Below are 26,134 nucleotides of genomic sequence, written 5' to 3' on the forward strand. Positions count from 1 at the left end.
TGAGAAGACAGTATCTCAAAATGAGATTACCAAAAAACCTCGTTAAACTAAGAACTTACTAGAAGTTTCTTCGCTTATTCAAAGACTCTCACGGAACGCAGACTCCGTTCAAATGTTCGCGACGTTTTGGCTCGAAACCGTTTTGTTGAGCCTGAGTAAAATTGCGATTAGTGAAGATCACCTTTCTTTTTCTTACCACCGCCAAACATGCGGGGGCCACGATCTTCGGATTCATCATCCTCTTCTTCATCGTCTTCATAGTCTTCATCTTCAGAAAACTCTTCGTCGTCACGCGGCGGGGAGAGTTCTTCACTTTGTTCTGCACGAGAAAGCGCGTCTTCATCTGATTCTTCCGCGTCGTTATAAAGTGTTTCGTCATCGACACCCAGAAGTTTGTTCGCTTCCGCTTCTAAGGAGGAATTCTCGGTCGTGAATTGTAGATAAAGTTTTTTGCCTTGGAAGGGGAACTCTTTCCATGTGTAAGGGAAGTCCACTTCACCGTCGTTTTCTAGATACTCCATCATCATGCTTGCGGCTGCGTCCACGCAGTTATGAATGCGTTGAACCGCGTCTTGTTGATCCTGAGAGTAATTCATAGAAACTTCGAAATTAGCCTGGGCCAAGCGTCCTTTTTCTAGGTATCCGACGCGCAGCAGAATTTCTTCAGGGTAAATACGGCCTTCAATCACAAGGTCGCCATTGTCGAGATATTGGGCGAAGTTTTCGGTGAAAACGGCCTGAATCTGATCTGAGTACTCTTTCGGAAACGCCGTCCATTTTTTTGAGCTTTTGAGTCTTGGATTCATAGGGACCTCTGAGTCTGCCGGGCGTTTTTTGCGTCGGGCATTTTGACAAATTTAAGACGCTCCTCTATAACTCACTTTCTTTAATGACACAAGAGGTAAGAACCGTGGAAAACACTTCGCAAAACCCTGAAAGCCTTCAGCAAAATAACGATATCGGTCAGGGCCGTGGTGTTTATATTTCTACCTACGGCTGCCAAATGAACGTCAACGACACCGAACGTATGTACTCTCTTTTAGAGATGCAAAACTTCACTCCGGTTGAAAAACCCGAAGACGCGTCTTTGATCATCATCAATTCTTGCAGCGTGCGTGAAAAGCCCGTGCACAAAGTTTATTCTGAAGTGGGCACTTTCAGAAAAATGAAAGAGAAAAACCCGAACCTGCGTATTGGTGTCGGTGGTTGCGTTGGTCAGCAAGAAAAAGACAACTTGATTAAGAACCAGCCGATGATTGATTTCGTATTCGGTACGGATCAAATCGACAATCTTCCTAACTTGGTGGCGAGAACTTACGAAGGTGAAAAGAAAATCATCAATGCGAAGTTTGAACACCGCGCGCCTTATCACATCGAGACCATGGTTCGTAATCCGGGTGTCGCGACATTTGTGAACATCACAAAAGGTTGCGATAATTTCTGTACGTTCTGCGTAGTACCTTACACTCGCGGTCGTGAGAAATCTCGTCCACTCCAACACATTTTGACGGACATTCGCCACTTGGTGAAGCGTGGAGTGAAAGAAGTTACTCTTCTTGGACAAAACGTAAACTCCTACAAAGCCGAAGAGGGCTTGGACTTTGCCGATTTGATGGCGAAGGTAGCGACGGAAACGGATATCGAAAGAATTCGTTTCACGACGTCTCATCCTAAAGATTTTAATCAAAAGCTCGCGGACACAATGGCGGCTCACCAAGATAAAATCATGGAGTACATCCATCTTCCATTCCAAAGCGGAAACTCACGCATCTTAGATCGCATGAATCGCAACTATACGCGTGAACACTACTTAGAAAAAATCGCGATGTTGAAGAAGACCATTCCGAATGTGGTTTTCTCGACAGACATTATCGTGGGCTTCCCCGGTGAAACAGAGGAAGAATTCCGTGACACGGTGACATTGGTTGAAGAAGTGGGCTTTGAGACGATCTTTGCCTTTAAATATTCTCCGCGTCCTTTCACAAAAGCGGCGAAATTTGAAGATCAAGTGGCTGAAGAAGTTAAGACCGAGCGCTTGAATCGCCTGTTTGATGCTCACGATAAAATGGCTTTTGAACTTGTTAAAAAGTACGAAGGCCAAGTGATGAAAGTTCTTGTTGAAAACGTGGACCGCGAAGACGGAAAGATCCAAGGTCGCAGCACGGGGAATAAACTTGTGCACTTCTTGGGTAGCAAAGATTTGATCGGTCAAACAGTGAATGTGAAAATCACAAAAGCCTTCCCGGCGGTATTCAGAGGAGAGTTAGTTTAAACATGAAAGATCTTTTGGATTCACAAAATCTTAAAGCTCAGATTGTGTTTGCACAGAACACTCATGAGGAAGAAACCTTTCACCAAAATGATTTGGTGCAGTTGTTTCCTTACGGCTTGTCAGTAACAACGGATGCGACTCGTCCGTTCTTGCTTTTGAAGGATGAAGCGCACGTTTATACCTTGCCTGTGGCGGTCAGTCCGATTGATGCGGGTGTGGCGTTGTCTCAGAATAATAAAGTCGTGGCAGAGTCTTCTCCGCACAAATTCACGGCGCTTCTGCTTCAATCCTTAGGGATCGAAATAAAGCAGGCGGTGTTCGTTGAAATCAAAGGCTCCCATCAATATGTGCGTCTTTATATCAGTGGGCACCCGGCGACAAATTCAGTGAAATTGCGCGCGGATGAAGCCATGTCTTTGTGTCTGTACTTACAAGTGCCTCTGTTTGCGACAAAAAACTTTATCGGTCGTTCGCGCATTTTGAATGCAGAGATCGAGAGCGGCGCGCAAAAGGCACAAAATTTCGGTTTCATGGATAAAGGGTTTGGATATCTGAACTAGGTTTGTAAAAATGGGGCATGACTCATTTGCCTCATTTGATTACTGATCTAGGTTTTATTCTTATCATTGCGGCGCTAGCGACGCTGCTCTTTAAAAAGCTGGGACAACCTTTAGTTCTTGGATATTTGATCGCGGGCTTTTTAGTAAGTCCGCATGTACCGTTTTTTCCCACAGTGACAGACAACGAAAGCATCAAAGTCTGGTCCGAGATCGGCGTTATCTTTCTTTTGTTCAGCTTAGGTCTGGAATTTAGTTTTAAGAAATTATTCAAAGTCGGTGGCTCTGCCGGTTTCACTGCGGCCTTTGAAGTGATCTTTATGATGGGATTAGGATATCTTTTCGGCCGTATGTTTGGCTGGAACAGTATCGACAGTCTTTTCTTTGGTGCCATTCTTTCCATGTCCTCTACGACGATTATCGTACGCGCTTTCCAAGAGATGGGAATCAAAGGGAAGAAGTTCGTTGAATTGGTTTTTGGTATTCTGGTGGTGGAAGATATCATTGCCATCCTGCTCCTCGTGTTACTCACAGCGATTGCCGGGTCTGGAGAGTTCTCAACAGCAGAACTTGCATTAGATGGCCTTCGTCTTTTCTTTTTTATTGCTCTTTGGTTTATCGTCGGGATCTTCCTTATTCCCATATTCCTGCGCCGTATCCGTCGTTTGCTGGAAGATGAAACCACGCTTTTAGTGGCTATTGGTCTGTGTTTTTTGATGGTGATGATCGCGGCTTATGTGGGATTTTCTCCGGCCTTGGGCGCCTTCGTTATGGGTTCGCTATTAGCAGAGACGCCTGAAGGTCATAATATGGAAAAGGTGCTGCAACCGGTGAAGAACCTTTTTGCGGCGATTTTCTTTGTCTCTGTCGGAATGATGATTGATCCAAAAATACTTTGGGAAAGATGGGATCTGGTTTTAGCTGTTACACTTTTAACAGTTATCGGAAAATTCATCAGCACCTTCTTGGGTGCGATTTTGTCGGGACAAACCCGCAAGGTGTCCTTTCAGTCAGGAATGAGTTTAGCGCAGATCGGGGAGTTCTCTTTCATCATCGCCTCACTAGGTGTCACAATGAAAGTGACCAGTGATTTCCTTTATCCCTTGGCCATTGCCACATCGGCAGTAACAACTTTTACGACACCCTATCTGATTAAATTCTCTGGCCCCGTACACACTTGGGTTGAAGCGCGTCTTCCTGAAGGGATCAAAGTCATCTTAGATCGCTATCAGCAATCCTTTAACCAAGAGGGGCGAGTCAACGTCGGCGGGCTTATCTTTAGAACCTACGGACTTAAAGTATTAATGAACACGGTGATGGTGGTGGCCATCCTTCTGGCTTCAAAAACTTTCTTAACCGGCGAAGTGCAAAGTTATTTGCAAGAAAGCCCCTGGGCGAGCAGTGTTTCTTTATTCTTATGCTTGTTAGTTTGTGGCCCGTTCCTTTGGGGAATTGTTTTGGGAGGACCTTCTTTAGGATCCGAACGTGATGTGGAAGAATTGCAAAAACTGCGCGGCTTGCAAGCGGGAATATTTGCGGGTCGTTTGATATTAGCGTTAATCTTGGTGGCCGCGATTTTATCGCAGTTCGTGACGGTGAAAATGGCGTCGGGCGTGATGGTCGCCGTTTTGATCATTGCCGCTGGTTTGGCCCAGTTATGGGTTAAAAAACTTTATCAGGGGATTGAAAAGAACTTTTTAAAAAATCTGACCGAAAAAGAGCGCAAATCTTTAGTCAGTGCTGAGGTCGCAAAAAACTTTCTGCCTTGGGAAGCAACCCTGGGAAGTTACGAGATTTTCCCGGAAAGCAGCATCGTCGGACAAAGCTTGCGCAAGCTTTCGTTTAAAGAAAAATATGGCGTGACGGTCGCGGCCGTATTTCGCGGGACTCACCGCAAATTTGCGCCGGACGGAGAATTTATAATTTATCCTTTCGATCGATTGATCTGTTTTGGCAGTGAAGAAGAACTGCAGAACTTCCATAAGACTTTAGAGATGGAACGCGCTTTAAAAACTCAACCCACACAGACGGATCAGCAGGATTACAAGCTGTCTTCTTTCAGTGTGACTGAGGACTCGCCATTAAAAGGAAAATCCATCCGTGAAAGTGGTTTGCGAGAAAAAATGCACGGCATGGTCGTGGGGATTGAAAGAGGCTCTGAGCGCATCCTAGGTCCTAGGGCGAGCTTCACGATTTTGGAGAATGATCTTCTTTGGGTGGTCTCTGACCGTAAACAAAATTCTTAGACGTAAACTTTGTATTTCATCGTTTTCAAACGCCCGCTTTTTTCCTGAGGACAGAAAGGTTTTACCATAGAAGTCCAGGGAAGGAGCCGGCATGCCTTGTTTGGGACTTGTTCTATCAGGGGGAGGCGCAAGGGGAGCGTATCAAGCAGGAGTGCTTGCTGCGATCGCCCATGTAGCGGCGAAAACAAAAATCAGAAATCCTTTTAAAATCTATAGCGGTGTGAGTGCAGGGGCGATCAATGTCGCGATGCTCGCAGGTAACAGCGGTGACTTTGTCGAAAGCACCAAAAATCTGGTTTCGCTTTGGAGTCATATCAATAGCGATCAGATCTATTACGCCGATCTGATGACGTTGTCTCGTGGTGGTTTGCAGTGGATGAGCGAGTTTTCTTGGGGTGGTGGAAATAAAGACTCGGCCTTGAGGTCTCTTTTAAGCACGCATCCATTAAGCAATTTCATTTCGGATAAGTGTCACTTCAATCAAATAGAAAAGAAAATCAAATCAGGTGATTTACGCGCCGTCAGTGTTTCGGCTTTGGACTATGAAAGCGTTTCAACCTTCACGTTCTTTCAAGGAAGTCCGGATATCACGCCTTGGGAGCGAGGTATGCATCGAAGTGAGCGAGTGAACTTAGCAACAGAACACGTCATGGCCTCTTCCGCGATTCCTTTGCTGTTTCCGCCCATACAAATTGGTTCACGCTTTTTTGGTGATGGATGTATTCGCAATCAGTCACCCTGCGGTCCTGCTATTTACATGGGCGCCGACAGCTTGATTGCGATCGGAGTCCGTCGTCGTCAGGACACTTGGTTTTCGTATCATAACAGTTCGGCGTCGGCGAGGCAGGCACCTTCCGTGTCGCGGGTGGCGAATGTGTTGATGAATGCCGTTATGATGGATGGTTTTGAATCCGATGTGCATCGCTTAGAGCAAATCAATCAAAGCTTTTCGTCTTTGTCGCCAGGACAAAAAAAGAAGGTCGCTGTTCGCACGATTGATTACCTTTGGATTTCTCCTTCAGTGGATTTTTCTGAAATTGCAAAAGAGAAAGGTTCTGAACTTCCGCGTATGATTCGTTATCTGTTGCGGGGCCCGGGATCCATTGAAGAGTCGCGAGAGATGTTGAGTTATCTTTTATTTACGCCCAGTTACTGCAAGCAGTTAGTGGATATCGGTTTTTCAGACGGGATGAAAGAAAAAGAGCGTATTGAAGAATTGATCGTTTCAAAGGCCGCAAAATCCCATTCTGTAAAGCATCATGCCAATCCGTGAAGCGATCAATCATTCTTGCATTGCGGTAAAAAATTCGCCATCCTAAGACGATAAAAGAGGTTCGGTTTTATGAGCGACGTTTTTGTAAGAGCCCGTGGTGTTTCTCCTGTTATTTCAGAAGATGTTTTTATCGCCGACAATGCGCGCATCATCAGTGATGTCGAAATCGGTGAAGGTTCTTCTATCTGGTACAATGTGGTCATTCGCGGAGACGTCATGCCGATCCGTATCGGCAAAGAAGTGAATGTTCAAGATGGCACGGTCATTCACGGCACTTACGGCAAATGGGGAACAACTCTGCATGATCGCGTGACTATTGGGCATTTGGTGATGCTGCACGGTTGTGAAGTCGGTCGCGGCACTCTTGTCGGCATGGGCTCTATCTTGATGGACGGTGTGAAAGTCGGCGAGCATTGTTTAATTGGCGCGGGCTCTCTTTTAACAGAAGGTACGGAAATTCCACCGCGCAGTCTGGTTGTAGGACGCCCTGCGAAAGTGAAACGTCCTTTGACGGACGAAGAAGTGGCTCTTTTAGAAAAATCCGCTGACAACTATCTGCTCTATAAGTCCTGGTACGAATAGTTCTAAAAAACTTATTTCTGACAGAGTTCCTGTTGAACTCTCAAATATTTCGTTTGAGAATGAAGAAACCCTGTCAGGAGCAAGCTTTTTATGGAACGTGAAATTCCCTATGCCTTAACCTTTGATGACATTCTTCTTCTTCCTCAATATTCCGAGATCACACCGACGGAAGTCGTTCCTAGATCTCTTTTCGCCAGAGATAAATATCTAAATACACCGATCATCTCTGCCGCGATGGATACGGTCACTGAAAACCGCATTGCGCGTGTGATGGCTCAGCATGGGGGCTTGGGTATCATTCATAAAAATTTGGATATCGAAAAACAAGCTCTCGAAGTTGAAAAAGTAAAAAAATACGAATCCGGTATGATCATGGATCCTATCACGTTGGGACCGGATCATTTGGTGCAAGAAGCTGTGGATCTGATGGAAAAGTTCTCTATCAGTGGAGTGCCGATCACTGTGGACGGGGCTTTGATTGGAATTCTGACAAATCGTGATTTGCGCTTTGAAGAAAACTTCAACCAACCTATTCGTAACCTGATGACGAAAGAAAATTTAGTCACAGCGAAAATGGGCACAACTCTGGAAGAAGCAAAAAAGATTTTGCAAAAACACCGTATCGAAAAACTTCCGGTTGTCGATAGCAAAGGCAAGCTCAAAGGGCTTATTACCATCAAGGATATTGAAAAAGCGAAAAACTATCCGCAGGCGACAAAGGACGAACATGGTCGTCTTTTCGTTGGCGCGGGCGTTGGTGTGGGGGCGGATTCTCGAGATCGCTCGGATGCTCTTGTGGCTGCGGGGGCGGATGTTCTTTGTGTGGATACAGCTCACGGACATTCGAAAAATGTTCTGGAGATGGTGAAATATATTTCGCAAAAACATAAAGACGTGATCGTGGTTGCTGGAAACGTTGTGACGGCGGAAGGCACTCAAGCTCTTCTTGATGCCGGAGCCGAAGTTGTTAAGGTCGGTGTCGGACCGGGAAGTATCTGTACAACTCGCGTAGTGGCGGGCGTGGGTATGCCACAAATTTCGGCGGTGATTGAATGTGCTAAACTTGCAAAATCCAAGGGCAAAACGGTGATTGCTGACGGAGGAATTAAATTCTCTGGTGATATTACAAAGGCCTTAGCTCTGGGCGCAAACACCGTGATGATTGGAAACTTGCTGGCGGGGGCGGAAGAGTCTCCGGGGGAAACCATTTTGTTCCAAGGCCGTACTTATAAAGTTTATCGCGGCATGGGCAGTATCGGAGCGATGTCTCGCGGATCCAAAGACCGTTACGGACAAATGGATATTGAAGAAAATGAAAAACTTGTTCCTGAAGGCATTGAAGGAAAAGTGGCGTATAAAGGCTCCGCGGCCGGCGTGATTCATCAACTTGTCGGTGGATTGAAATCAGGTATGGGTTATTTGGGTGCCCGCAATATCGATGAACTTCAAGCGAAAGCGAAGTTCGTGCGTATTTCCGCCATGGGTCTTCGCGAGTCTCATGTTCATGATGTCAGTATCACCAAAGAAGCTCCGAACTATCGTATTGAAACATAGAAATGGAATCGAAAATGCGCGGATTTATTATTTTAGATTTCGGTTCTCAGTTCACTCAGTTGATCGCGCGTCGTTTGCGTGAGCTGGGTTTTTATTCAGAAATTCATTCTTATAAATTTCCCACAGAAGAAATTCGTAAAAGAAATCCTTACGGCATTATCTTAAGTGGCGGCCCTAACTCCGTTTACGAACAAGGAGCTCCGCAAAGAGACATCCACGTACTTCGTAACATAAGCCCTCTCATGGGAGTGTGTTATGGAATGCAACTTCTGACTCACCAGTTGGGTGGCAAGGTTTCTCGGTCAGAGCATCGTGAGTACGGTCTGAATTATGTAACATGGACTTCCGTCGTAGGAAGTATTCCACACCGACAAAAGGTTTGGATGAGTCACGGTGATGTGGTGGAAAAAGCGCCTGAAGGTTTTCAAGTGATTGGTATGTCAGACGGAAATCATCCGGCGGCTATGCAAGGGCCCGGCGTTTTAGCGGTGCAATTTCATCCTGAAGTCGCGCACACCGAGCACGGCACGGATTTATTAAAGCACTTTGCGCAGACAATGTGTCACGCCTCTGCGGATTGGGATGCGCCTCATATCAAAGACATGTTGATTGAAAATGTTCGCAAGCAAGTTGGTGCTACGGATCACGTGCTGGTCGGTCTTAGCGGTGGAGTAGATTCCACAGTCGTGGCGACCCTTTTAACGAAAGCGTTAGGTCCTGAAAGAGTTCACTGTGTTTTTGTCGACAATGGTCTTTTGCGCAAAAACGAATTTGAAACTGTTTTAGAGAATTACCGAAAAATCGGTCTGAACGTGAAAGGTGTCGACGCCTCTGAAGAGTTTCTGTCAGCTCTCAAAGGAAAGTCAGATCCCGAAGATAAAAGAAAAACGATCGGGCGTGTCTTCATTGAGGTCTTTGATAAAAGTTATGATCATCAGTATCCGATCAAGTGGTTGGCGCAAGGTACATTATATCCTGACGTTATTGAAAGCGTTTCTTCCGTCGGTGGCAGTGTCACGATTAAATCGCATCACAATGTTGGCGGCTTGCCTGAAAAAATGAATCTAGGGCTGGTAGAACCAGTTCGTGAGCTTTTTAAAGATGAAGTGCGCGCCTTAGGAGCGCAGCTAGGGTTGCCCCATGAGATGTTGTGGCGTCACCCATTCCCAGGGCCTGGACTTTCCATTCGTGTTCTAGGTGAAGTGACAAAAGAGAAACTGCAAATTCTTAAAGAAGCGGATGATATTTTTATTTCAGAACTTCGTCGTCGCGGGCTTTATGAAAAAATCTGGCAGGCCTTCTGTGTCCTTTTGCCGGTAAAAACTGTCGGTGTTCAAGGGGATTCCAGAACTTACGATCATGTGCTTTCCTTACGTGCGGTGACCTCCAGTGATGGTATGACGGCGGACTGGTATCCTTTTGAATTTCAGTTCCTTCGAGAAGTCTCGAACATGATCACCAACAAAGTGAAAGGCGTGAACCGTGTTGTTTACGATATTACCAGCAAACCTCCGGGGACGATCGAATGGGAATAATGGCCGTTACCCCAGGGTAATGGCTTCTTTGTAACTCGATATGCGCGGAAGAAATCTGTAGTTTTCTTCGCATGAAAACTAAAAAGAATATCTTCCGCGTTTCTAAAGCCGTTACCTTGTTAATTGTTCTTTCAGCCATTGCTGCTATGGCGGCAACCACGGAACTTCTTTATGAAGCTTCCGGCACGGCCAGCTTTAAACTTTATAAAGACACGAAGTCAGAACTTCGCTCGACGGTTATTCAATCTCAAGACTTCGAGCTGGCGCGCCACTACACGGCGGCGGAAGGCGAAAAGCTCTTCCTAGTGAATATTAAAAAAACGGTGCAAAGATATTTGGATGCGGAAGGTATCGTAGGGACTGCGACATGGAATGTGCGCACCGGTGATAAACTTCAGACGCATTTATGGAGTCGTACCGAATCTGCCACCGAAGTGAATGTACATCCTGAGCAACCGGTTTTGGTGAGTGGTCTTGGTGGATGTTGTGCCGAGATGACGGGATATCGTCTGTTCAATATTGAAACGGGCCGACTGATTATGTCCTTCAATGATTTTGCGTGGAAAGAAAAAGTCGTTCAGCCCTTTTCTTTGGAGGTTCCTAACTCCACTCTAGCGACTCGTTACATCGGGGCGATCACTCAAGACTCCACACGGGATCGTGATTTCGTCGAAGCGGCTCCCGGAAAGAAAGCGGCGTTGTTGGTTAAGTATGCAAACGAAATGCTGAAACAAAAACTGCAAGTGGATATGGAAACCGCGCAGGGCTATGGTATCAGTGTGATGGAATTTTCAATGGAAAAAGACCCTTCCGTTCCGGGGAGTGATAAAATTGAACTTCAAGGAAGTGACAGAGCCGTGCTTTGGAATGTCGATGGAGCTTCTTCGCCCAGCGCGATTTCCGGAGTTATTCTCAAAATTGTTCTGGATGCAGGTTTAGGCCAAAAAACTATCAAAATTCCTGTCAGAAACGATGAGTTGGATTTGGATTCAGCCGTCATTCCATCGGGAATTGAGATCCATCCTATCGTCAAATCCGGCGGCTTTTAATGCAGCGTGAGATGTGAGGGTCTGGGTGCCCCTTTTATTGAATAAAAAAAGGGCCTAAGATATGAAATTATCATGTCTTTTGTACATCTTCACGTCCACTCCGAATATTCCCTTTTAGAAGCTGCGGCTCGCGTAAAAGCTATTGCAAAAAAAGCGGCGGCCATGAACATGCCTGCGGTGGCATTGACCGACAATGGAAACATGTTCGGTGCCGTGGAGTTTTATTTTGCCTGCAAAGATAACAACGTAAAACCCATCTTGGGATTGGATGCTTACCTTGCAGCTGGATCGCGTTTAGAGAAAAAACAAGATCGCGATCAAGTCAGTCAAGGGCCACGTCGTTTGGTGTTCTTGGCTCAAAATATTCAAGGTTATCGAAACCTCAGCAAGCTTTCGACCATCGGTTATCAAGAAGGCTTCTACTGGAAGCCTCGTATCGATTACGAAGTTATCAAAGAATACAATTCGGATTTGATTTGTTTAACGGGTGGTTTGCGCGGTGAAGTGGCTGAGGCTTTCTTGCGTGAAGGTCCCGATGTGGCACTTGCAAAGATTCGTCAATTGAAAGAAATCTTCGGCGACCGGCTTTATTTGGAGATGTGTCGCACGGGAGTTTCTGAGTGGAATCAGATCAATCCTTTCTTGATGGAGGCCTCTAAGATCACAGGCGTCCAACTTGTTGCAAGTAATGACGTCCACTACATGACTCAAGACGATCAAATCGCCCAAGAGGTTTTGATTTGTATCGGAACGAATAAAACTTTGAGTGATGAATCCCGTTTCCGTTTAGGAACGGATGAATTTTATTTTAAAAAATCAGAACAAATGCAGGAGCTTTTTGCAGACGTTCCTGAAGCTGTCAGCAACACATTGCAAATCGCAGAGCGCTGTGATGTGAAATTCAAACTGAAAGATGAAAACGGAAAACCGATTTACCATCTTCCGACATTCCCGACTCCCGAAGGGGTTTCGTTAAAGGACGATATCGCTCGTCGTGCGAAAGAAGGATTGTTGGCGCGTTTTGAAGAGGCAGAGCTTCGTGGTGAAACTGTGCCTGAAGAAAAAAAGCCCGAGTACTACGCTCGTTTGGATTACGAGCTTGGTATTATTGATCGCATGGGCTTTAACGGTTACTTCCTCATCGTTCAAGACTTCATCGGTTGGGCGAAGGATCATGATATTCCGGTAGGACCGGGTCGTGGATCCGGTGCGGGCTCCTTGGTCGCTTACTGTTTAAGAATTACGGATCTGGATCCGCTTCCAAATTTCCTTCTCTTTGAGCGTTTCTTAAATCCTGAACGTATCTCGATGCCCGACTTCGATATCGACTTCTGTCAGGATCGTCGTCAAGAAGTGATCCGTTACGTGACGGAAAAATACGGGCAAGAGTCGGTGTCTCAGATCATCACCTACGGTAAGTTGCAAACGCGTGCGGCGCTAAAAGACGTGGGTCGCGTTTTGGGAATGCTGTTCTCGGAAGTCGATCAAGTAACAAAGCTGATCCCAGATAAATTGGGTATCAGCCTTAAAGAATCTTTAGAGATGGAACCTCGTCTTACAGAAATGATGGAGATGAATCCGACTGTCGCAACTATGATCGACCTCGCTCAACGCGTGGAAGGTATGGTGCGAAATGCGGGGATCCACGCCGCCGGTGTTATCATCGGTGATGGCCAGCTGGTAAAGCATGCTCCCTTGTACAAAGGGGCTGATGGCGAACAAGTCGTTCAGTACGACATGAAGCACGCCGAAAAAATCGGTCTGATCAAGTTCGACTTCTTGGGCTTAAAGACGCTCACTCACATCAACATGGCGTTAAAGCTCATCAAGAAGAATCGCGGTAAAGAGATCACTTCTAAAATGATTCCGATGAACGATGCGGCGACCTTTGAAATGATGTCTCGCGGAGATACGGCCGGGGTGTTCCAGTTCGAGGGTGAGGGTATCACCGATGCCACTCGTAAAATCCGTCCGTCTTCATTTGCAGACATCACGGCGATCACATCTTTGTATCGTCCCGGTCCGATGGCGAACATTCCTGACTTTACCGATCGTAAACACGGCAAGGCGCCGGTTGAATACTTGCTTGAAGACACCCGCGAAGTGCTTTCAGAGACCTACGGGATCATGGTTTACCAAGAACAAGTTATGGGTATTGCCTCTAAGATCGCCGGCTACTCGTTAGGCGAAGCCGACATGCTTCGTCGTGCGATGGGTAAGAAGATCAAAGAGGAAATGGATCAGCACCGCGAACGCTTTATGAAAGGGGCGGTCGAAAGAGGTCATAATAAAGAAAAATCTTCTGAGCTCTTTGATCTGATGTATAAGTTCGCCGACTACGGTTTCAATAAATCGCATGCGGCCGCTTATTCTGTCGTCACTCTACAAACAGCCTGGTTGAAATGTCATTACCCGGTCGAATTCTTCGCGGCTCTTCTCAGTACCGAGTTGTCGGACACAGAAAAGATCGTGAAGTACTCGAAAGATGCGGCAAAACGCGGCATCACCGTGAAGCCTCCGCATGTGAATTTCTCTGAGTATCTTTTCGGCGCCCATGGTGACGAGATTTACTTCGGTCTGGGCGCGATTAAAGGCGTCGGGCAAGGGGCGGTGGAAGCGATCATTGAAGCTCGCAACAGTTTGCCAGATAAAAAGTTTAATTCTTTGGATGAATTCTTTAACTCTATCGATCTTCGTCGTGTGAATAAGAAAGTGATTGAATGCTTGATTAAGGCCGGCGCTTTTGAAGGCTTCGGCGTTCACCGGGCGCAGATGATGGCTGGTTATCAAAAGTATTTGGATCGTGCTCAGGGGCTCCAAAAAGACAAAGAGCTAGGGCAGGCTTCGCTATTTGATCTTGGTCCTTCCGCCGAAACGAAAGTGACGTTGGAAGAGACGAAGCCTTGGAGTCGCACAGCCTCCTTGGCCTACGAAAAAGAAGTCTTGGGTTTTTATCTTAGCGATCACCCGTTAAAGGGTTTTGACACGCTTTCAGAGATTTGGACAACGTGTAAAGTGGCTGAGCTTCCCGCGCAAATGCCGGCTCCGGGTTCGCCTGAAGCCGAAGCCTTGAAAGCAGCTAAGAAAGACTGGAAAAACCGCGACGCTGGTAAAAAGAAGATTGTCGTAGCTGGACTTATCACAGAGTTGCGCGAGCTTATTACGAAAAAGGGAACACGCATGGCTTTCGGTAAGATCGAAGATCTGACGGGGGCTTGTGAGCTGGTGATCTTCCCAGACTCTTACGCGCGCTTTGAAGCCCAGCTTCGCGATGAAAGGCCGGTCTTGATTGGCGGTGCGCTTGAGGTTGAAGAGGGTGTTGCTAAGATTATGGTAGACAGTGTGTCGCCGATGGAAGACATCCTGAAAAAGACCAAGCGCATGGTGCTTCGTTTGGATAAAATTGATCCCAACGACTATCCTCGTTTACACTCTTTAATGAAGGACTATCCAGGGACGACTTCGGTTAGCTTTGAGATTGAAATCCCGGAAGTCAGTCGCCGCGTTTTGATGGATGCGGGAGAAGCAACGGGTGTAGCCGTGAATAATGAATTCTTTGAAGGTGTGCACTCGGTTTTCGGTCGCACTGATTTTATCGAGTTAAGGAGTTAATAATGCGTTTGGCTTTTGTGATGGCAGCAGCGTTGATGTTCTTTGTAAATAGTCCCGTAAAAGCTCAACAATCTGAATTGGTCGATCGCACGTTCTCGGGTGTTTCTAAAGAGACCACTCCGCAAGGAGCCCGTCGGGATATTCAAGATCAAGCTTCGCAGAAAGTGTCTGAAGACATCATTAAAGAACTGGTGGGCGAAGAAAGATTCTCTAAAAACAAATCTTTGATTCAATCTAAGATTATCAAAAACTCGGCTCGTTATATTCCTTTTGCCAAAGCGTCGACGCTGACTCAAGAAGGTACCGAGTACAAGATGTCTGTGTCCCTCAAAGTATCTTTACGCGATCTTAAGCAAATGCTTCAGGACAATACTTTGTTGAATGAAAACGACGCCATTCCCGTCGTTCTTCCTGTCATCAGCTGGATTGATCGCGTCCAAGGAAAGAGTTACCGCTGGTGGTTGCCCACGGATAAAACTCAACAGGCTTTTTTGATCAAGGAAGCTCGTGTGCTGGAAGAGGCGATGCGCGGATCCTTCCAAAAGAATAACTTCTTTGCGGTGAAACCTGTGGAAGCAGGTTTGGGTGCCAGTGTACCTGCGGATTTTCAAAATGAACGCGTTGTCGGTGAAGACGCTCAGTTTTTTTCTCAATACTTCAATGCGCCTTTGTTGATTGACGGACAGGTGGTCCTGAATAAGGGTGAATCTGGCAAAAACTATCGCATCGAAATTCGTATGACCGCAGTTCAGGTCAGCAATGGTCGAGCTATTGCCGATGTGTCACGTCGTTACGATACGGAAAACGGCAGCTTTGAAAACGCCGTAGATAAGAAAATGCGCGAAGTGATCGAAACCACGGCAAATGATTTGGCTTCGCAAGTATTGGAAGCTTGGCAACGTGGTTCTTTAGGAACTTCGGTGATTCGTTTAACCATTCAAGGTCGTAACACGCTTCCAATGATGGAAGGCCTTAAAGAAAAAATCCGTTCTCAAATCACGCAGGTAAAAAGCATCCGTGAACGTTTAGTCAGTTCCGAGGCCGTAAGTTTTGAGGTCGACACGGCAGTGTCTACAGCAGAGCTTTTAGGGAAATTGGAAGCACTGGATGTCGAAGGCAAGAAGCTTTCGAAGGTTTCTGAAAAACAAGACGAAATCGTCTTGAAATGGGCACAGTAGGAGGTGCGGTCGTGAAAAATCTTGTTCTGTTACTATCGTTGTTGGCATTCACGGCTTGTACTACGATGGATGGAGCCGGTCCCTCTATTCGTCGCGACGTTAAAGACGTCAACTATGAAGCTCGTAAGGATGATTCAGCTCCTCGTAAGCGCTTGATGGTTCTTCCATTTTTAGATGTGGGTGACAAACGACCTTCTGAGCTTCGTGAAAGAGCTCGCAATGCGTTCATCATGGATTTAAATCGCTCGGGCGAAGTGATTGCCTTAGATAGCAAAGAGCTTAACGTCGATCTTTCAAAGATGATGGAAGGCGGTCAGTACAAACTTCCTGAGGTCGCGAAAGCTGCGCAATCCTTAGGCGTCACGGCCGTGCTTGAAGGGAAGATCATCGATATCCGCATCAAACGAAAAGCTGATAACGTGGGCGTTGTTCGTCACATGTCGACGGCCTTTGAAGTCGTTGCACAAGTGCGTGTCGTGACGGGAAGAGCGGCTCGCGAAGTTTTTAACACGGTAAAAACTGTGACCGTAGAAGAGCAGGGAACACGCGTTGGAGAACGTGTTGAGACAGATAAGTTTATCTCGAACAATCCCGACATGATTCAAACGATTGTGAAAGATGCATTTCTTGATTTCACTCCGCAAGTTTTAGCTTCCTTGGATAAAGTTTCCTGGGAGGGAAGAATTGCGGCCATCAACGGCGATAGAATTTATTTAAATGTTGGCCGCGTCTCTGGTTTGCAGGTCGGGGATTTGCTGAAGGTGACGGAAGATGGTGACGATATTTATGATCCTGAAAGCGGGGGACATATTGGTCGTGTGCCGGGTCGTCTTAAGGGCACTCTTGAAGTAATTAGTTATTTCGGTAACGACGGGGCAATTGCTATTATTCATTCAGGTTCTGGCTTTAAAGAAAACGACCGCGTGGAGTTGTACTAGTAGGACTTCTACGTGTGCATAGTTGTCATCACGGAAAATTACAGAACGACCCTTAACAGAATTTGCACATAAAGACCTTGGGGTTCGTTCTTTAAAAGAATATAATGGCTAAAGTGAATGCTTTAGCCTTTTTTATTTTCATTTCTTTGTTTACCTTTTCACATCTTTCTTCGGCCAAGTCCTTTGAAGTTTCAGTCCTGTATTGGAGTATGAAAATCGAAGGTCAAGTCGCCATGAGAAAAGGTTTTGAAGAAGAGATTTCATTATTCAATAAAAAGGGCGGCGATAAAGTCGTTCTGACTCCTTATGTGGCCGGTGAAGGTCGCAAGGGAATTACCAATCAAGTTCATCAAGTCGGCGAAGTTTTAAAGGCAAAGCCTGCGGCGATCGTCATTCAACCCACAGATAACTCCGCTTTAGCTCGGGCTTTAGAAGAAGCCAATCAGCTTAAAATTCCCGTCTTCGCTTATGATCAATACATAGTGAATGGAGATATGACATTCTTCACTACAAGCGATAACTATGGGGGAGGTCGTGACAATGGGGATTATATTCACGGGCTTTTCGATAAGAACAAAGAACTTCGTCTGGTGATTTTTGAATATCCGAAAGTGTCTTCGACGATTGATCGTGTGGATGGTTTTTTAGATGCACTTCGCGATCAAGGTCGAAAGTTCAAAGTTTTAAAGCGCTACGAAGCGGTGGATCCCGCATCGGGAGAGGAAGCCGCTAGGCAGTTCTTAAAAGACTTTCCGCAAAAGGGAAGTGTGGATGTTATTTTTACGGTCAACGACGGCGGTGGTCTTTCCATCGTTAAGACTCTTCACGAAAAGAAACGCACGGATGTTATCCATGCCACCTTTGATGGCGATCCCTTATCGGTAGAAAATATTAAGCAAGGAAAAATCACGGTGATTGATTCTGCACAGTTCTGTGCAGAGCTGGGACGAGAAACCGCGCGGGCCTTGATTGCCTATCTGACTAAGGGCGAAGTTTTAGAAAAAAAACTGATTCCGACTTATCCGGTGACGGCAAAGACCTTAGCAAACTATCCCGGCTGGATGGGGAGAGTCCCGGCCTTCTTGCAAAAGAATGAAGTGAAAAAAACTTCTCCTTCTCCGAGAGTGTCCCCAAATCAACGCAATCTTCTTACAATTAAAATTGGTGTAGCACCCTTGTGTCCGTATCTTTGTGAGCAGGGCCCGGGAGTGTGGGGCGGATATATTTATAACATCCTTAAAGAAGTCGCCAGTGAACGCGGCTTTAACTTGGATTTAGAAAGTATTCCTAATACACGGCTTTTATCCGCGCTGCAAACTCGTCGCGTGAATTACATTATCGTTCCGGCGGATCTAGTTCGCTATGAAGATCAGATACGGATCGTAGGTCCGAAGTTGGGCGTGAACTACACCGGAGCCATCCTAACTCCAGGATCCAAGGAATCTCTGATAGATGAGGATTTGTTGCGCACTAAGAAAGTGGTCTTTGCCGATATGGGAACTCATTCGGGAGGGCCGCATTTAGAAATACCTGCGGCGCGCAGCCTTAAGGTGACCGGAGCTGATGTTGCCGATCGCATGATAAAAATGATTGGTGATCGGCGGGTGGATGTCGCTCTGGGTGATTACAATGTGCTTCGTTATTCGTTAGTGAAAAAACCGCGCGCTGAACTTCAGTTATTGCCGACTTCATTGACGGGTTTTAACTCGCTGGTTTTAGTCGGGACCCCCCGAGAGTCGCACTTTGGATATTTACCTGAGAATCTTGATACTTGGTTCACGCGGGCGCGTGCGGATGGTTCGCTCGAAAAAATCCTTAACAAATACAATCTCAAGGATTGGAAAGTATTTGATCGTTAAGAAAGTCCCTTGATTAAAAATTTCACCATACTTTTAAATGTCTCGGCCTCACCACGCATACGCGCCACTTGCAGCCCTCCTTGAATAGCGGCTAAAAAAGAGTCGGCGACAACGGCGGGATTTAAATCCTCGCGAAAAATCTTGTTGTTCATTCCATCTTTGATGGTGGCAATCAGCCATTTGCGTTGTTGAAAGTGGAACTCGCGCAGGCGATCTTGAATTTTTTCGGACATAGTATTGAAGTCAGAACACAAAGCTCCTAAAGGACAGATCTTATTTTTGTCTTTACCGATCTTGTAAAACATCTGAAGCATTTGCTCCATTTTTTTGTCCGCTGGCAAGTCGTGGATCTTTTTGGCCCAAGAAACATAGGCATTTTGATAGTCTTCAAGAATCGCTAGACCCATTTCTTCTTTTGAGGCGAAATAATAATGAAGGCTCGCCTTTTTTATACCCAAGGCGTCGGCCACGGTTTGAAAGCTAAAGCCATTAAATCCAAGGGTTTGCAGATAGTGACGTCCTAAATCCAATGCTTTGGTTTTTGTATCCATGCTTTCCGTCCTTGCTTTATAAAGGCTGATAGAGGTATTATCTACCTATTGGTAGGTAGATTCAAGTTTTAAAAGAAACACGAGGAAACATCTATGAAAAACAAAACCATGCGCCCGGTAGCCATTCTTGCAGGTTCACGAACTCCGTTTGTGAAGTCCTTCACTAACTATTCCCGCACTTCAAACCGTCAATTGATGACGGCCACTCTTCAGGACCTTGTGAATAAGACCAATATTCGCGGTGAACTTTTGGGTGATGTGGCGTTGGGTGCTGTTATGAAGAATGCCTCGGACTGGAATCTTTCCCGCGAGTCTTTATTAAGTGCGGGTCTAGATCCTCATACTCCGGGCTACGACGTGCAACGTGCTTGCGGTACCGGTTTAGAAACGGCGGCCCACATTGCTTTAAAAATCGCGGCCGGTCAGATTGAAAGCGGTATCGCCGGCGGTACCGACACGAATAGTGATATTGCCGGGGTTCTGCCTCACGAGCTTTCTTGGATCTTAACGGAAGCGCAAAAAGCTCCCAATGCAATGGCGCGTATCGCGAAGTTATCTGAAATCAAATTGGAATATTTAAAGCCCCGCTTTCCGAATGTGCAAGAGCCTCGTACAGGTCTTTCCATGGGTCAGCACACCGAGCTTATGGTGAAAGAGTGGAAGATCACTCGTGAAGAGCAAGACAGACTTGCTTTGCAAAGTCATTTGAATGCGGCGAAAGCCTATGATGCGGGATTCTTCAATGATCTGGTTTTTGAATTTAAAGGTATCAAAAAAGACGTTTTCGTCCGTGGTGATACTAGCATGGAAAAACTAGCGAAGTTAAAACCCGCTTTTGATTTTACCGGTACCGGCACTTTGACTGCGGGAAACAGTACGCCTCTTACAGACGGCGCTTCCGCAGTTCTTTTAAGCAGCGAAGAATGGGCGAAAGCTCATGGTCTTCCAGTGCAGGCTTATCTAGTAGATGCAGATTATGCCGCTGTTGATTACGTGAATGGCGAAGGGCTTTTAATGGCACCTACGCGCGCGGTGGCGCAAATGCTTCGTCGTAATAACTTGAAACTTCAAGATTTCGATTTCTATGAAATTCACGAAGCTTTCGCAGGTCAGGTTCTTTGCACATTGAAAGCGTGGGAATCCGACGAATATTGCCGTAAGCATTTAGGAGAGTCTCAAGCTCTTGGTTCTATTGATCGTTCAAAATTGAATGTGAATGGCGGAAGCTTGGCTTTAGGACATCCCTTTGCGGCAACAGGCGGAAGAATTCTTGCCAGCCTTGCAAAAATGCTTGCGCAGAAAGGTTCAGGCCGCGGTCTGATCTCTATTTGTACAGCCGGCGGTATGGGTGTTGTGGCCATTGTTGAAAGATAATTATGGAAATTTCATTGGCGAAGAAGTTACAAGTTGCGGGTCTTCGTGCGGGTTCTTGGATTTTTCCTAAACTTGCGGCTCAAGGAGCGTTGGATCTTTTTCTAACGCCTCAGCGAGTGCCACGTCCTGCCTCCGAGCAGGAACTTTATGCTTCTTCGAAAAAATATGTTTTAGGTGGTGGTATCGCCGCTTATGAATGGGGGCCTGAAAAAGGCCCTCTTGTTGTTTTAGTGCACGGATGGAGTGGTCGCGGGACGCAAATGGCGGCCTTTGCTCCAGCGCTTACAGCGGCAGGATATCGTGTTGTCGCTTTGGACGGCCCCGCGCACGGAGCTTCGGAAGGTACGCAGACAAACGTCGGCGATTATTCTCAGTTCCTAGTGAATGTGCAAAAAGAACTTGGAGACTTCGAAGCGGTGATAGCGCATTCTTTCGGTGCTGGATGTTCGGTTCTAGCAGTAGCTAAAGGCCTTCGCGCTAAAAAACTAGTCCTCGTTGCTGGACCCGCTCACTATGAAAAAGTCGTGAATAATTATTTTAAGTTCGTGCAAATCAGTCCCGTCGCGGAAAAATATTTTATTCAAATGCTTGCCCAAAAAGTGGGACTGACACCCAAAGAAATGAATGTCGGTGTCATCGGAAGCAAACTTCATGTGAAAGCCTTGATCGTACATGATCGCGACGACAAGGAAGTTCGCTATGTCGCTGCGGAAGAGATTCAGAGCGTCTGGCCACAGACAGAAATTCTTGCCACAGAAGGTTTAGGTCATCGCCGCATCCTCAAAGATGCGAAAGTGATCGAACAAGTTGTGCAGTTCATCCAGAAATAAAAAAGCCGCCTTCATCAGGCGGCTTCCTCTTTACACCGTCGCGTGAACGCGGTGAGTGTCGTCCATGTCATCAAGGTAGTTTAAGAACTCCTCAACATCTTTTCTTTGAGCATCATTAAGTTCAGTGATGTTCTTAGCTTTATATGAAAGTTCTGCTGTCGTCACTTTCCATCCGCGTTTTACCAAAGCATCGCGAACTGCATCTAAGTCATCTGCATTTGTGAAGAACTCATAAGAGCCATCATCGTTTTTGCTGACTTCGTTAGCGCCGGCTTCGATGGCTTCTTCATCCGGATCAAAAGTTCCTGCTTTTTCTCCTTCGATAAGTCCTACGCGATCAAACATCCATGCCACAGAACCGACCTCGCCCATATTGCCTTCGTGAGATTTGAAAGCATGGCGCATGTCAGGAGCTGTTCTGTGTTTGTTATCCGTTTGGCATTCTACGATAACGCCCACGCCGTGAGGTCCGTAACCTTCGTACGTGATCTCTTCAATGATTTTTCCATCATCCAAAAGACCCGCACCTTTTTTAATCGCGCGCTCAATCGTATCATTCGGACAAGAAACTTTTTTAGCGGCATCAATGGCAAGACGAAGACGGGAGTTGGCTGCGGGGTCAGGGCCGCCTGCTTTTGCTGCAACGGCGATCTCTCTAGCTAATTTTGTGAAGATTTGTCCCTTTTGTTGGGCTTTCTCTACTTTACCCGCATTTTTCCACGATTTTCCCATATTACTCCATCTGGCGTTTTTTTACTTTTTCCAGGGCTCTATTGCAGCAAATCACTAATTATTTGGCAACTTTGGGAGCAGGATGTAAAAGGCCCTATGTTCAGTTTTTCCACCCCGGATATCTGGGAAAAGATCGCAAATATCCAAAATTCCTGTGAAGAGGCCTTAAAGCTTACTTCCCCAGGCCTTGTCCCCGAAGACCCGGCGCGGGATGTCCCCACTTTACACCCCAAGCTTCATCCTCCTAAGAAGGGCTTTTCGACGGTGGAAGGGCAGGCGCGGATGCTTCACGATTTGGCGAGCATTGAGCTGCAAGCCATGGAGCTAGGGCTTCGCACTTTGGTAGAGTTTCCCGACGCCCCTCAGGGGTTTCGCGAAGAACTGTTGGCTGTCACGGTCTCTGAAGCTGAGCACTTAAGAATGTGCCTAGAAGGTATCGAGTCTTTGGGACATAAATGGGGTGACTGGCCTGTGCACTTAGCGTTGTGGCGTGCCGTGAGTGTCGAAGACAGTCTGTTGGATCGTATTCTGATTGTGCATCGTTATCTGGAAGGCAGTGGTTTGGACGCCGGCGACACATTGATTCGTCGTCTTGAAGGAACGGCGGGTAAACAGACGATTCAAAAAATCGTAAAACAAATCAACTTTGAAGAAATCGGTCACGTGGATTTTGGTTCACGATGGTATCGTGAAATCTGCAAAGAAAATAAAATTGATCCCAATACCGATTTTCCTGAGCGCATGGATTCTTTAAGAATTCGTTTGCCCAAGCGTATTGAACCTTTGAATCACGACTTAAGAAAAAAAGCGGGCTTTACCGAAGAAGAAATCGCCTACTATGAAACGCTTCGTCTGGATTTCTTAAAACCTTCTAAGTAATCAGTCCCAAGGCCGGATGTAAGAAATGGAAATCGAAGCATAGCTTTTGAATTCGCTTTTTTCTTCGAACTCTGGCGACACCGTCACAAATCTCCAAGAATAGCTCCAGTGCGAAATCTGAAATGCGTAACCCACTTCCGTTTCTGCGTTGAAAGGATATTTGGTGACGTGATGGCTATCGTGGATCGTATTTCCGTCTAAGAAAATATTGTGGGCAACGGCATTTCCACGAATACCGGCAAATCCATAAAGACGCCAGGGAATGCTTTTATCTGCGACTTTTAAATTCAGCAAGGGCTCTCCGTCGACGGAAGAAAGACTGGATGCCCCGAAATCATCAGGGAGTCGCACTCCCGCACGAACCAAGGCTCCGATATGAGCTCCGATAAGGACGTTCCCTAAAGAAAGACCTGCGGAAGGAATGAAGTCAAAAGTTCTTCCCGCATCGGTCTCAAGTTCATAAAAGCGAATCTTTTGATTATAGTTCAATTGCAATGTGGGTTCGGTTGAAAGCTGATTGTCCCAGCCATTGGCTGTCGGGACATCGATAATTTCATGAAATCCATTTTGCGCCTGTTCGCCCAAGGCGCCGGGTCCCACAAGTCCTATATCAAGTTCTAGATTGTGACTGTGGGATCGCGTTTTTAGATTTGCTGATAAAGCGACATAAAGCCAGGCCGCGTAAGGCCGATCATTGATGATTAATTCAGAAGCATCTGTGTTGTCCGGGGTAAAGATTTGTTGAGCAATAGAGATTCCAAAATTGGTCGTGGATTTTTCACGTTCATATTTGAAGCGATCCGACCAGCCAATCAATGGTGGAGCCCAAGCAGGTTCTCGATCTTCGGCATATTGATATGTAAAGCGCACACCACTGGTGTAATCACTGTCGGCATTGGGGCCGCCTAAACGGCGCGTATCGTTTTCGATATAGACCGAAAAGGATTCACCATAAGGTTTTGCCGCTTCGGGAAGATTTGTTGATTGAACCTCGGCGTGGCCTTCCAGGCTTAAAAAAAGAAAGCACCAAAGAAAGGCCGCAGAAATTCTAATCAAGGCTTTCATCCTCTTCTAGAAAGCGCCATTTGCCTTCCGGAAGTTTTCCGAGGACCAAGCTTCCAATGCGCACACGTTTAAGACCCGTGACTCTTAAACCCACAAGTTCACACATGCGACGGATTTGGCGTTTTTTTCCTTCACGCAAAATAAAACGCAATTGATCTTCATTGATCCATTCCACCTTCGCGGGCTTCAAAGCTTTGCCATCCAAAGACAGGCCATGGTTCAAAAGTTTTAATTTATCTGCCGGAAGTTTTCCTTCAACGCGAACAATGTATTCTTTTTCAAGTTTCGTTTCTTCCGCGATGATTTTTTTGGCGATACGTCCGTCTTGCGTAAAAAGAAGCAGACCTTGTGAATCAATATCCAGTCGACCCGCAACTGCCAACCCTTCAAAATGTTCTTTGCGCAGACGTTGTTTGGAATCACCAAATTGATTTTCGGGCGTGATTAATTTAATCGCGGGTTGATAGGGTGGTTCAGGTTGCGCACTCACCCAGCCGATGGGTTTATTCAGGATGATTGTCGCTAAGCGCTTTTGTTGTTTCAAAGCTTGCGCTTCCAAAGTGATTTTAACTTTGGGATCGACCTTGGTTCCTAATTGGTCGACCTTGACGCCATCAACTAGCACCAGGCCCTTGGCGATGTATTCATCGGCCTCACGTCGAGAACAGATGCCTCGTTCCGCCATCAATTTTGATAATCTTACTTTTTCTTCACTCATTGGCGGATCTCCGTCCACAAATTGTCCATTTCATACAAACGCAAATAAGAAACATCTTTTCCGCGTCCGTGCTCTTTTAGTTTTTCAAGAAAATACAGAGCGATATTTTCTGTCGTTGGATTCTTTTCTTTAAATTCGGGAATCACGAAATTCAAATGCTCGTGATCTAAGACGTCTGTCAAAGACTTTAGCAAGGTTTGCAATTCCTGCTTTTGTTCTGTGATGTCTGTCTTTTGGATATGAAAGCCCACTTCCAAAGTGTAGTTATGGCCGTGACCATATTCAGTAAAGCAGCGCCCGAAAGTCTTTGTGTTTTCTTCTTTCGACCACAAAGGCTGATGATAAAAATGAGCACTGCTAAAAGGGCTTTTTAAAACAAGGATCATGCGAGGTTGATGCCTCCATCAACGGTCATCACAGCCCCCGTCGTCCAACTGGATTGTTCAGAACCTAAGAAGTAAGCCGTCTTCGCGATATCTTCAGATGTTCCGATGCGCCCCAGAGGCTGAAGAGACTTCATTTTATCTAAAGTTTCTTTTTTGGCGTCGGCTTCTAAAGAATGAAAGCTATGAATAGGGGTGTCGACGATACCGGGGCACACGGCGTTCACACGAATATTATGAGCTCCGCCCTCAAGAGCAAGACTCTGTGTCCAGTTGATAAGAGCGGCCTTGCTTGCGGAATAGGCGCCGGTATTTGCCGTAGGGCGAAGACCTAAGGTTGAAGAGATGTTCACGATGCTGCCGCCACCCAGTTCTTTAAAATAAGGGAAAAACGCCCGTGCCACACGAACGGGGACGAAGAAATTCATCTCCATCTGGCGCTTCCAAATATCATCCGCACCTTCGGTGAAATTATGAGTTTCAAAGATGCCTGCGTTGTTGACTAAAACTTCCACGCGGTGAATTTTTGCGCCCAAGACTTCGTTCAAACGTTTTTGTAAAGCGGCTTCATCCGTCATATCGCAAGAAACAATGGAAGCTCCGCTGCGACACTTTAACGCCACTTCTTGCAGGCGTTCTTTGTTTCGACCCATCAGATAAATAAAATAGCCGTTGCGAGAGTATTCAATGGCGGTGGCGGCGCCGATGCCGCTGCTGGCTCCAGTGATGAGTGCTGCCTTCTTCATGGGCTGGGGTCTCCTAAACTGGACTCATACTAGCAAAGTCGGGGACCGAAGAGAAGTCATGTCGATGCGCGAAGCGTTTAGTGTCGGAATCAAATATTTCTTTGTAGGACTCATCCTATTCACAGCCTTTTGGGCGCAAATTCCTTAAGTCTAAAATAAAAAAAAGACCAGGTTGGGAGACCTGGTCTTAAACGGATGAAA

The 26,134-nt window shown here is 46.2% G+C and carries 22 protein-coding genes; 15 read left to right on the plus strand and 7 right to left on the minus strand.

The genetic code is table 11. The features are described from left to right. Nucleotides 1-167 precede the first annotated feature (167 nt). Nucleotides 168-806, minus strand: a complete 639-nt coding sequence (locus AZI85_RS13355) for a hypothetical protein (RefSeq protein ID WP_063244538.1) — start codon at nucleotides 804-806, stop codon at nucleotides 168-170. A gap of 104 nt (nucleotides 807-910) precedes the next feature. On the opposite strand from AZI85_RS13355, the gene miaB reads away from it, so the two are divergent. The 12 genes from miaB (at nucleotide 911) to AZI85_RS13415 (ending at nucleotide 18,655) form a co-directional block, all read left to right on the plus strand. Beyond that, nucleotides 911-2,272 (plus strand): tRNA (N6-isopentenyl adenosine(37)-C2)-methylthiotransferase MiaB, encoded by a 1,362-nt coding sequence (gene miaB, locus AZI85_RS13360; RefSeq protein WP_063207099.1) that lies wholly within the window; start codon nucleotides 911-913, stop codon nucleotides 2,270-2,272. A 2-nt stretch (nucleotides 2,273-2,274) separates the two neighbouring features. Then, nucleotides 2,275-2,832, plus strand: coding sequence for a bifunctional nuclease family protein (locus AZI85_RS13365; RefSeq protein WP_063244539.1), 558 nt, complete (start codon nucleotides 2,275-2,277; stop codon nucleotides 2,830-2,832). A 17-nt stretch (nucleotides 2,833-2,849) separates the two neighbouring features. Next, nucleotides 2,850-5,075, plus strand: coding sequence for a cation:proton antiporter domain-containing protein (locus tag AZI85_RS13370; RefSeq protein ID WP_063244540.1), 2,226 nt, complete (start codon nucleotides 2,850-2,852; stop codon nucleotides 5,073-5,075). Between the two features lie 91 nt (nucleotides 5,076-5,166). Further along, nucleotides 5,167-6,348 carry a patatin-like phospholipase family protein gene (locus tag AZI85_RS13375; RefSeq protein WP_081111021.1) on the plus strand — a complete coding sequence of 394 codons (1,182 nt, stop codon included), beginning with the start codon at nucleotides 5,167-5,169 and terminating at the stop codon, nucleotides 6,346-6,348. Nucleotides 6,349-6,417: 69 nt separating this feature from the next. Further along, a complete protein-coding gene (locus tag AZI85_RS13380; protein ID WP_063207111.1) occupies nucleotides 6,418-6,930 on the plus strand; it encodes a gamma carbonic anhydrase family protein in 513 nt (170 codons plus the stop codon). Between the two features lie 90 nt (nucleotides 6,931-7,020). Beyond that, nucleotides 7,021-8,484, plus strand: coding sequence for an IMP dehydrogenase (gene guaB, locus AZI85_RS13385; protein WP_063244541.1), 1,464 nt, complete (start codon nucleotides 7,021-7,023; stop codon nucleotides 8,482-8,484). Between the two features lie 14 nt (nucleotides 8,485-8,498). Further along, nucleotides 8,499-10,019, plus strand: a complete 1,521-nt coding sequence (guaA, locus tag AZI85_RS13390; RefSeq protein WP_063244680.1) for a glutamine-hydrolyzing GMP synthase — start codon at nucleotides 8,499-8,501, stop codon at nucleotides 10,017-10,019. 71 nt (nucleotides 10,020-10,090) lie between these two features. Next, nucleotides 10,091-11,068 (plus strand): hypothetical protein, encoded by a 978-nt coding sequence (locus AZI85_RS13395; RefSeq protein WP_063244542.1) that lies wholly within the window; start codon nucleotides 10,091-10,093, stop codon nucleotides 11,066-11,068. A gap of 72 nt (nucleotides 11,069-11,140) precedes the next feature. Beyond that, nucleotides 11,141-14,680, plus strand: a complete 3,540-nt coding sequence (gene dnaE, locus AZI85_RS13400) for a DNA polymerase III subunit alpha (RefSeq protein WP_063244543.1) — start codon at nucleotides 11,141-11,143, stop codon at nucleotides 14,678-14,680. A gap of 2 nt (nucleotides 14,681-14,682) precedes the next feature. Beyond that, on the plus strand, nucleotides 14,683-15,858 hold the full coding sequence (locus AZI85_RS13405; protein WP_063244544.1) for a hypothetical protein: 1,176 nt from the start codon (nucleotides 14,683-14,685) through the stop codon (nucleotides 15,856-15,858). An 11-nt stretch (nucleotides 15,859-15,869) separates the two neighbouring features. Further along, complete coding sequence (locus AZI85_RS13410) at nucleotides 15,870-16,796, plus strand: hypothetical protein (protein ID WP_253720989.1); 927 nt, start codon at nucleotides 15,870-15,872, stop codon at nucleotides 16,794-16,796. Nucleotides 16,797-16,900: 104 nt separating this feature from the next. Further along, a complete protein-coding gene (locus AZI85_RS13415) occupies nucleotides 16,901-18,655 on the plus strand; it encodes a substrate-binding domain-containing protein (RefSeq protein WP_253720990.1) in 1,755 nt (584 codons plus the stop codon). On the opposite strand, the gene AZI85_RS13420 is transcribed toward AZI85_RS13415, so the two are convergent. Next, nucleotides 18,652-19,206 carry a TetR/AcrR family transcriptional regulator gene (locus AZI85_RS13420; RefSeq protein WP_063244545.1) on the minus strand — a complete coding sequence of 185 codons (555 nt, stop codon included), beginning with the start codon at nucleotides 19,204-19,206 and terminating at the stop codon, nucleotides 18,652-18,654. The two genes, AZI85_RS13415 and AZI85_RS13420, sit on opposite strands and share 4 nt — an antisense overlap. Nucleotides 19,207-19,299: 93 nt before the next feature. Between AZI85_RS13420 and AZI85_RS13425 the strand changes: the two genes are divergently transcribed. Together AZI85_RS13425 and AZI85_RS13430 are read left to right on the plus strand one after the other, a co-directional pair. Then, nucleotides 19,300-20,580: an acetyl-CoA C-acetyltransferase gene (locus AZI85_RS13425; protein WP_063244546.1), complete on the plus strand. Its 1,281-nt coding sequence runs from the start codon at nucleotides 19,300-19,302 to the stop codon at nucleotides 20,578-20,580. A 2-nt stretch (nucleotides 20,581-20,582) separates the two neighbouring features. Beyond that, entirely contained in the window at nucleotides 20,583-21,410 is an 828-nt protein-coding gene (locus AZI85_RS13430) for an alpha/beta hydrolase (RefSeq protein WP_063244547.1), read from the plus strand. Between the two features lie 30 nt (nucleotides 21,411-21,440). Here AZI85_RS13430 and AZI85_RS13435 read toward each other — a convergent pair whose 3' ends face one another. Beyond that, entirely contained in the window at nucleotides 21,441-22,142 is a 702-nt protein-coding gene (locus AZI85_RS13435; RefSeq protein WP_063244548.1) for a YebC/PmpR family DNA-binding transcriptional regulator, read from the minus strand. Between the two features lie 96 nt (nucleotides 22,143-22,238). Here AZI85_RS13435 and AZI85_RS13440 point away from each other — a divergent pair, with 96 nt between their 5' ends. After that, the gene (locus AZI85_RS13440; protein WP_063244549.1) at nucleotides 22,239-23,021 is read left to right on the plus strand and encodes a ferritin-like domain-containing protein; all 783 of its coding nucleotides are present in this window, start codon (nucleotides 22,239-22,241) and stop codon (nucleotides 23,019-23,021) included. On the opposite strand, the gene AZI85_RS13445 is transcribed toward AZI85_RS13440, so the two are convergent. The 4 genes from AZI85_RS13445 to AZI85_RS13460 are packed head-to-tail and all read right to left on the minus strand — an operon-like array spanning nucleotide 23,022 to nucleotide 25,933. After that, on the minus strand, nucleotides 23,022-24,086 hold the full coding sequence (locus tag AZI85_RS13445) for a lipid A deacylase LpxR family protein (protein ID WP_081111022.1): 1,065 nt from the start codon (nucleotides 24,084-24,086) through the stop codon (nucleotides 23,022-23,024). Beyond that, nucleotides 24,070-24,804: a pseudouridine synthase gene (locus AZI85_RS13450; protein ID WP_063244550.1), complete on the minus strand. Its 735-nt coding sequence runs from the start codon at nucleotides 24,802-24,804 to the stop codon at nucleotides 24,070-24,072. Before AZI85_RS13450 ends, AZI85_RS13445 begins: the two co-directional genes overlap by 17 nt. Beyond that, complete coding sequence (locus AZI85_RS13455) at nucleotides 24,801-25,190, minus strand: 6-carboxytetrahydropterin synthase (protein WP_063244551.1); 390 nt, start codon at nucleotides 25,188-25,190, stop codon at nucleotides 24,801-24,803. Before AZI85_RS13455 ends, AZI85_RS13450 begins: the two co-directional genes overlap by 4 nt. Beyond that, complete coding sequence (locus AZI85_RS13460; RefSeq protein WP_063244552.1) at nucleotides 25,187-25,933, minus strand: SDR family NAD(P)-dependent oxidoreductase; 747 nt, start codon at nucleotides 25,931-25,933, stop codon at nucleotides 25,187-25,189. Before AZI85_RS13460 ends, AZI85_RS13455 begins: the two co-directional genes overlap by 4 nt. Nucleotides 25,934-26,134 lie beyond the last annotated feature (201 nt).

Source organism: Bdellovibrio bacteriovorus, from assembly GCF_001592755.1.
GTDB classification, from domain to species: Bacteria; Bdellovibrionota; Bdellovibrionia; order Bdellovibrionales; family Bdellovibrionaceae; genus Bdellovibrio; species Bdellovibrio bacteriovorus_E.

What these genes read in the sequence shown, in the direction of transcription:
- AZI85_RS13365 (WP_063244539.1), top strand. Translation starts at nt 2,275, where the DNA reads ATGAAAGATCTTTTGGATTCACAAAATCTTAAAGCTCAGATTGTGTTT.
- AZI85_RS13460 (WP_063244552.1), bottom strand. Translation starts at nt 25,933, where the DNA reads ATGAAGAAGGCAGCACTCATCACTGGAGCCAGCAGCGGCATCGGCGCC.
- AZI85_RS13370 (WP_063244540.1), top strand. Translation starts at nt 2,850, where the DNA reads ATGACTCATTTGCCTCATTTGATTACTGATCTAGGTTTTATTCTTATC.
- AZI85_RS13415 (WP_253720990.1), top strand. Translation starts at nt 16,901, where the DNA reads ATGGCTAAAGTGAATGCTTTAGCCTTTTTTATTTTCATTTCTTTGTTT.
- AZI85_RS13435 (WP_063244548.1), bottom strand. Translation starts at nt 22,142, where the DNA reads ATGGGAAAATCGTGGAAAAATGCGGGTAAAGTAGAGAAAGCCCAACAA.
- AZI85_RS13420 (WP_063244545.1), bottom strand. Translation starts at nt 19,206, where the DNA reads ATGGATACAAAAACCAAAGCATTGGATTTAGGACGTCACTATCTGCAA.
- AZI85_RS13450 (WP_063244550.1), bottom strand. Translation starts at nt 24,804, where the DNA reads ATGAGTGAAGAAAAAGTAAGATTATCAAAATTGATGGCGGAACGAGGC.
- guaB (WP_063244541.1), top strand. Translation starts at nt 7,021, where the DNA reads ATGGAACGTGAAATTCCCTATGCCTTAACCTTTGATGACATTCTTCTT.
- AZI85_RS13405 (WP_063244544.1), top strand. Translation starts at nt 14,683, where the DNA reads ATGCGTTTGGCTTTTGTGATGGCAGCAGCGTTGATGTTCTTTGTAAAT.
- AZI85_RS13440 (WP_063244549.1), top strand. Translation starts at nt 22,239, where the DNA reads ATGTTCAGTTTTTCCACCCCGGATATCTGGGAAAAGATCGCAAATATC.
- AZI85_RS13395 (WP_063244542.1), top strand. Translation starts at nt 10,091, where the DNA reads ATGAAAACTAAAAAGAATATCTTCCGCGTTTCTAAAGCCGTTACCTTG.
- AZI85_RS13425 (WP_063244546.1), top strand. Translation starts at nt 19,300, where the DNA reads ATGAAAAACAAAACCATGCGCCCGGTAGCCATTCTTGCAGGTTCACGA.
- AZI85_RS13455 (WP_063244551.1), bottom strand. Translation starts at nt 25,190, where the DNA reads ATGATCCTTGTTTTAAAAAGCCCTTTTAGCAGTGCTCATTTTTATCAT.
- AZI85_RS13380 (WP_063207111.1), top strand. Translation starts at nt 6,418, where the DNA reads ATGAGCGACGTTTTTGTAAGAGCCCGTGGTGTTTCTCCTGTTATTTCA.
- AZI85_RS13430 (WP_063244547.1), top strand. Translation starts at nt 20,583, where the DNA reads ATGGAAATTTCATTGGCGAAGAAGTTACAAGTTGCGGGTCTTCGTGCG.
- guaA (WP_063244680.1), top strand. Translation starts at nt 8,499, where the DNA reads ATGCGCGGATTTATTATTTTAGATTTCGGTTCTCAGTTCACTCAGTTG.
- AZI85_RS13355 (WP_063244538.1), bottom strand. Translation starts at nt 806, where the DNA reads ATGAATCCAAGACTCAAAAGCTCAAAAAAATGGACGGCGTTTCCGAAA.
- dnaE (WP_063244543.1), top strand. Translation starts at nt 11,141, where the DNA reads ATGTCTTTTGTACATCTTCACGTCCACTCCGAATATTCCCTTTTAGAA.
- AZI85_RS13445 (WP_081111022.1), bottom strand. Translation starts at nt 24,086, where the DNA reads ATGAAAGCCTTGATTAGAATTTCTGCGGCCTTTCTTTGGTGCTTTCTT.
- AZI85_RS13375 (WP_081111021.1), top strand. Translation starts at nt 5,167, where the DNA reads ATGCCTTGTTTGGGACTTGTTCTATCAGGGGGAGGCGCAAGGGGAGCG.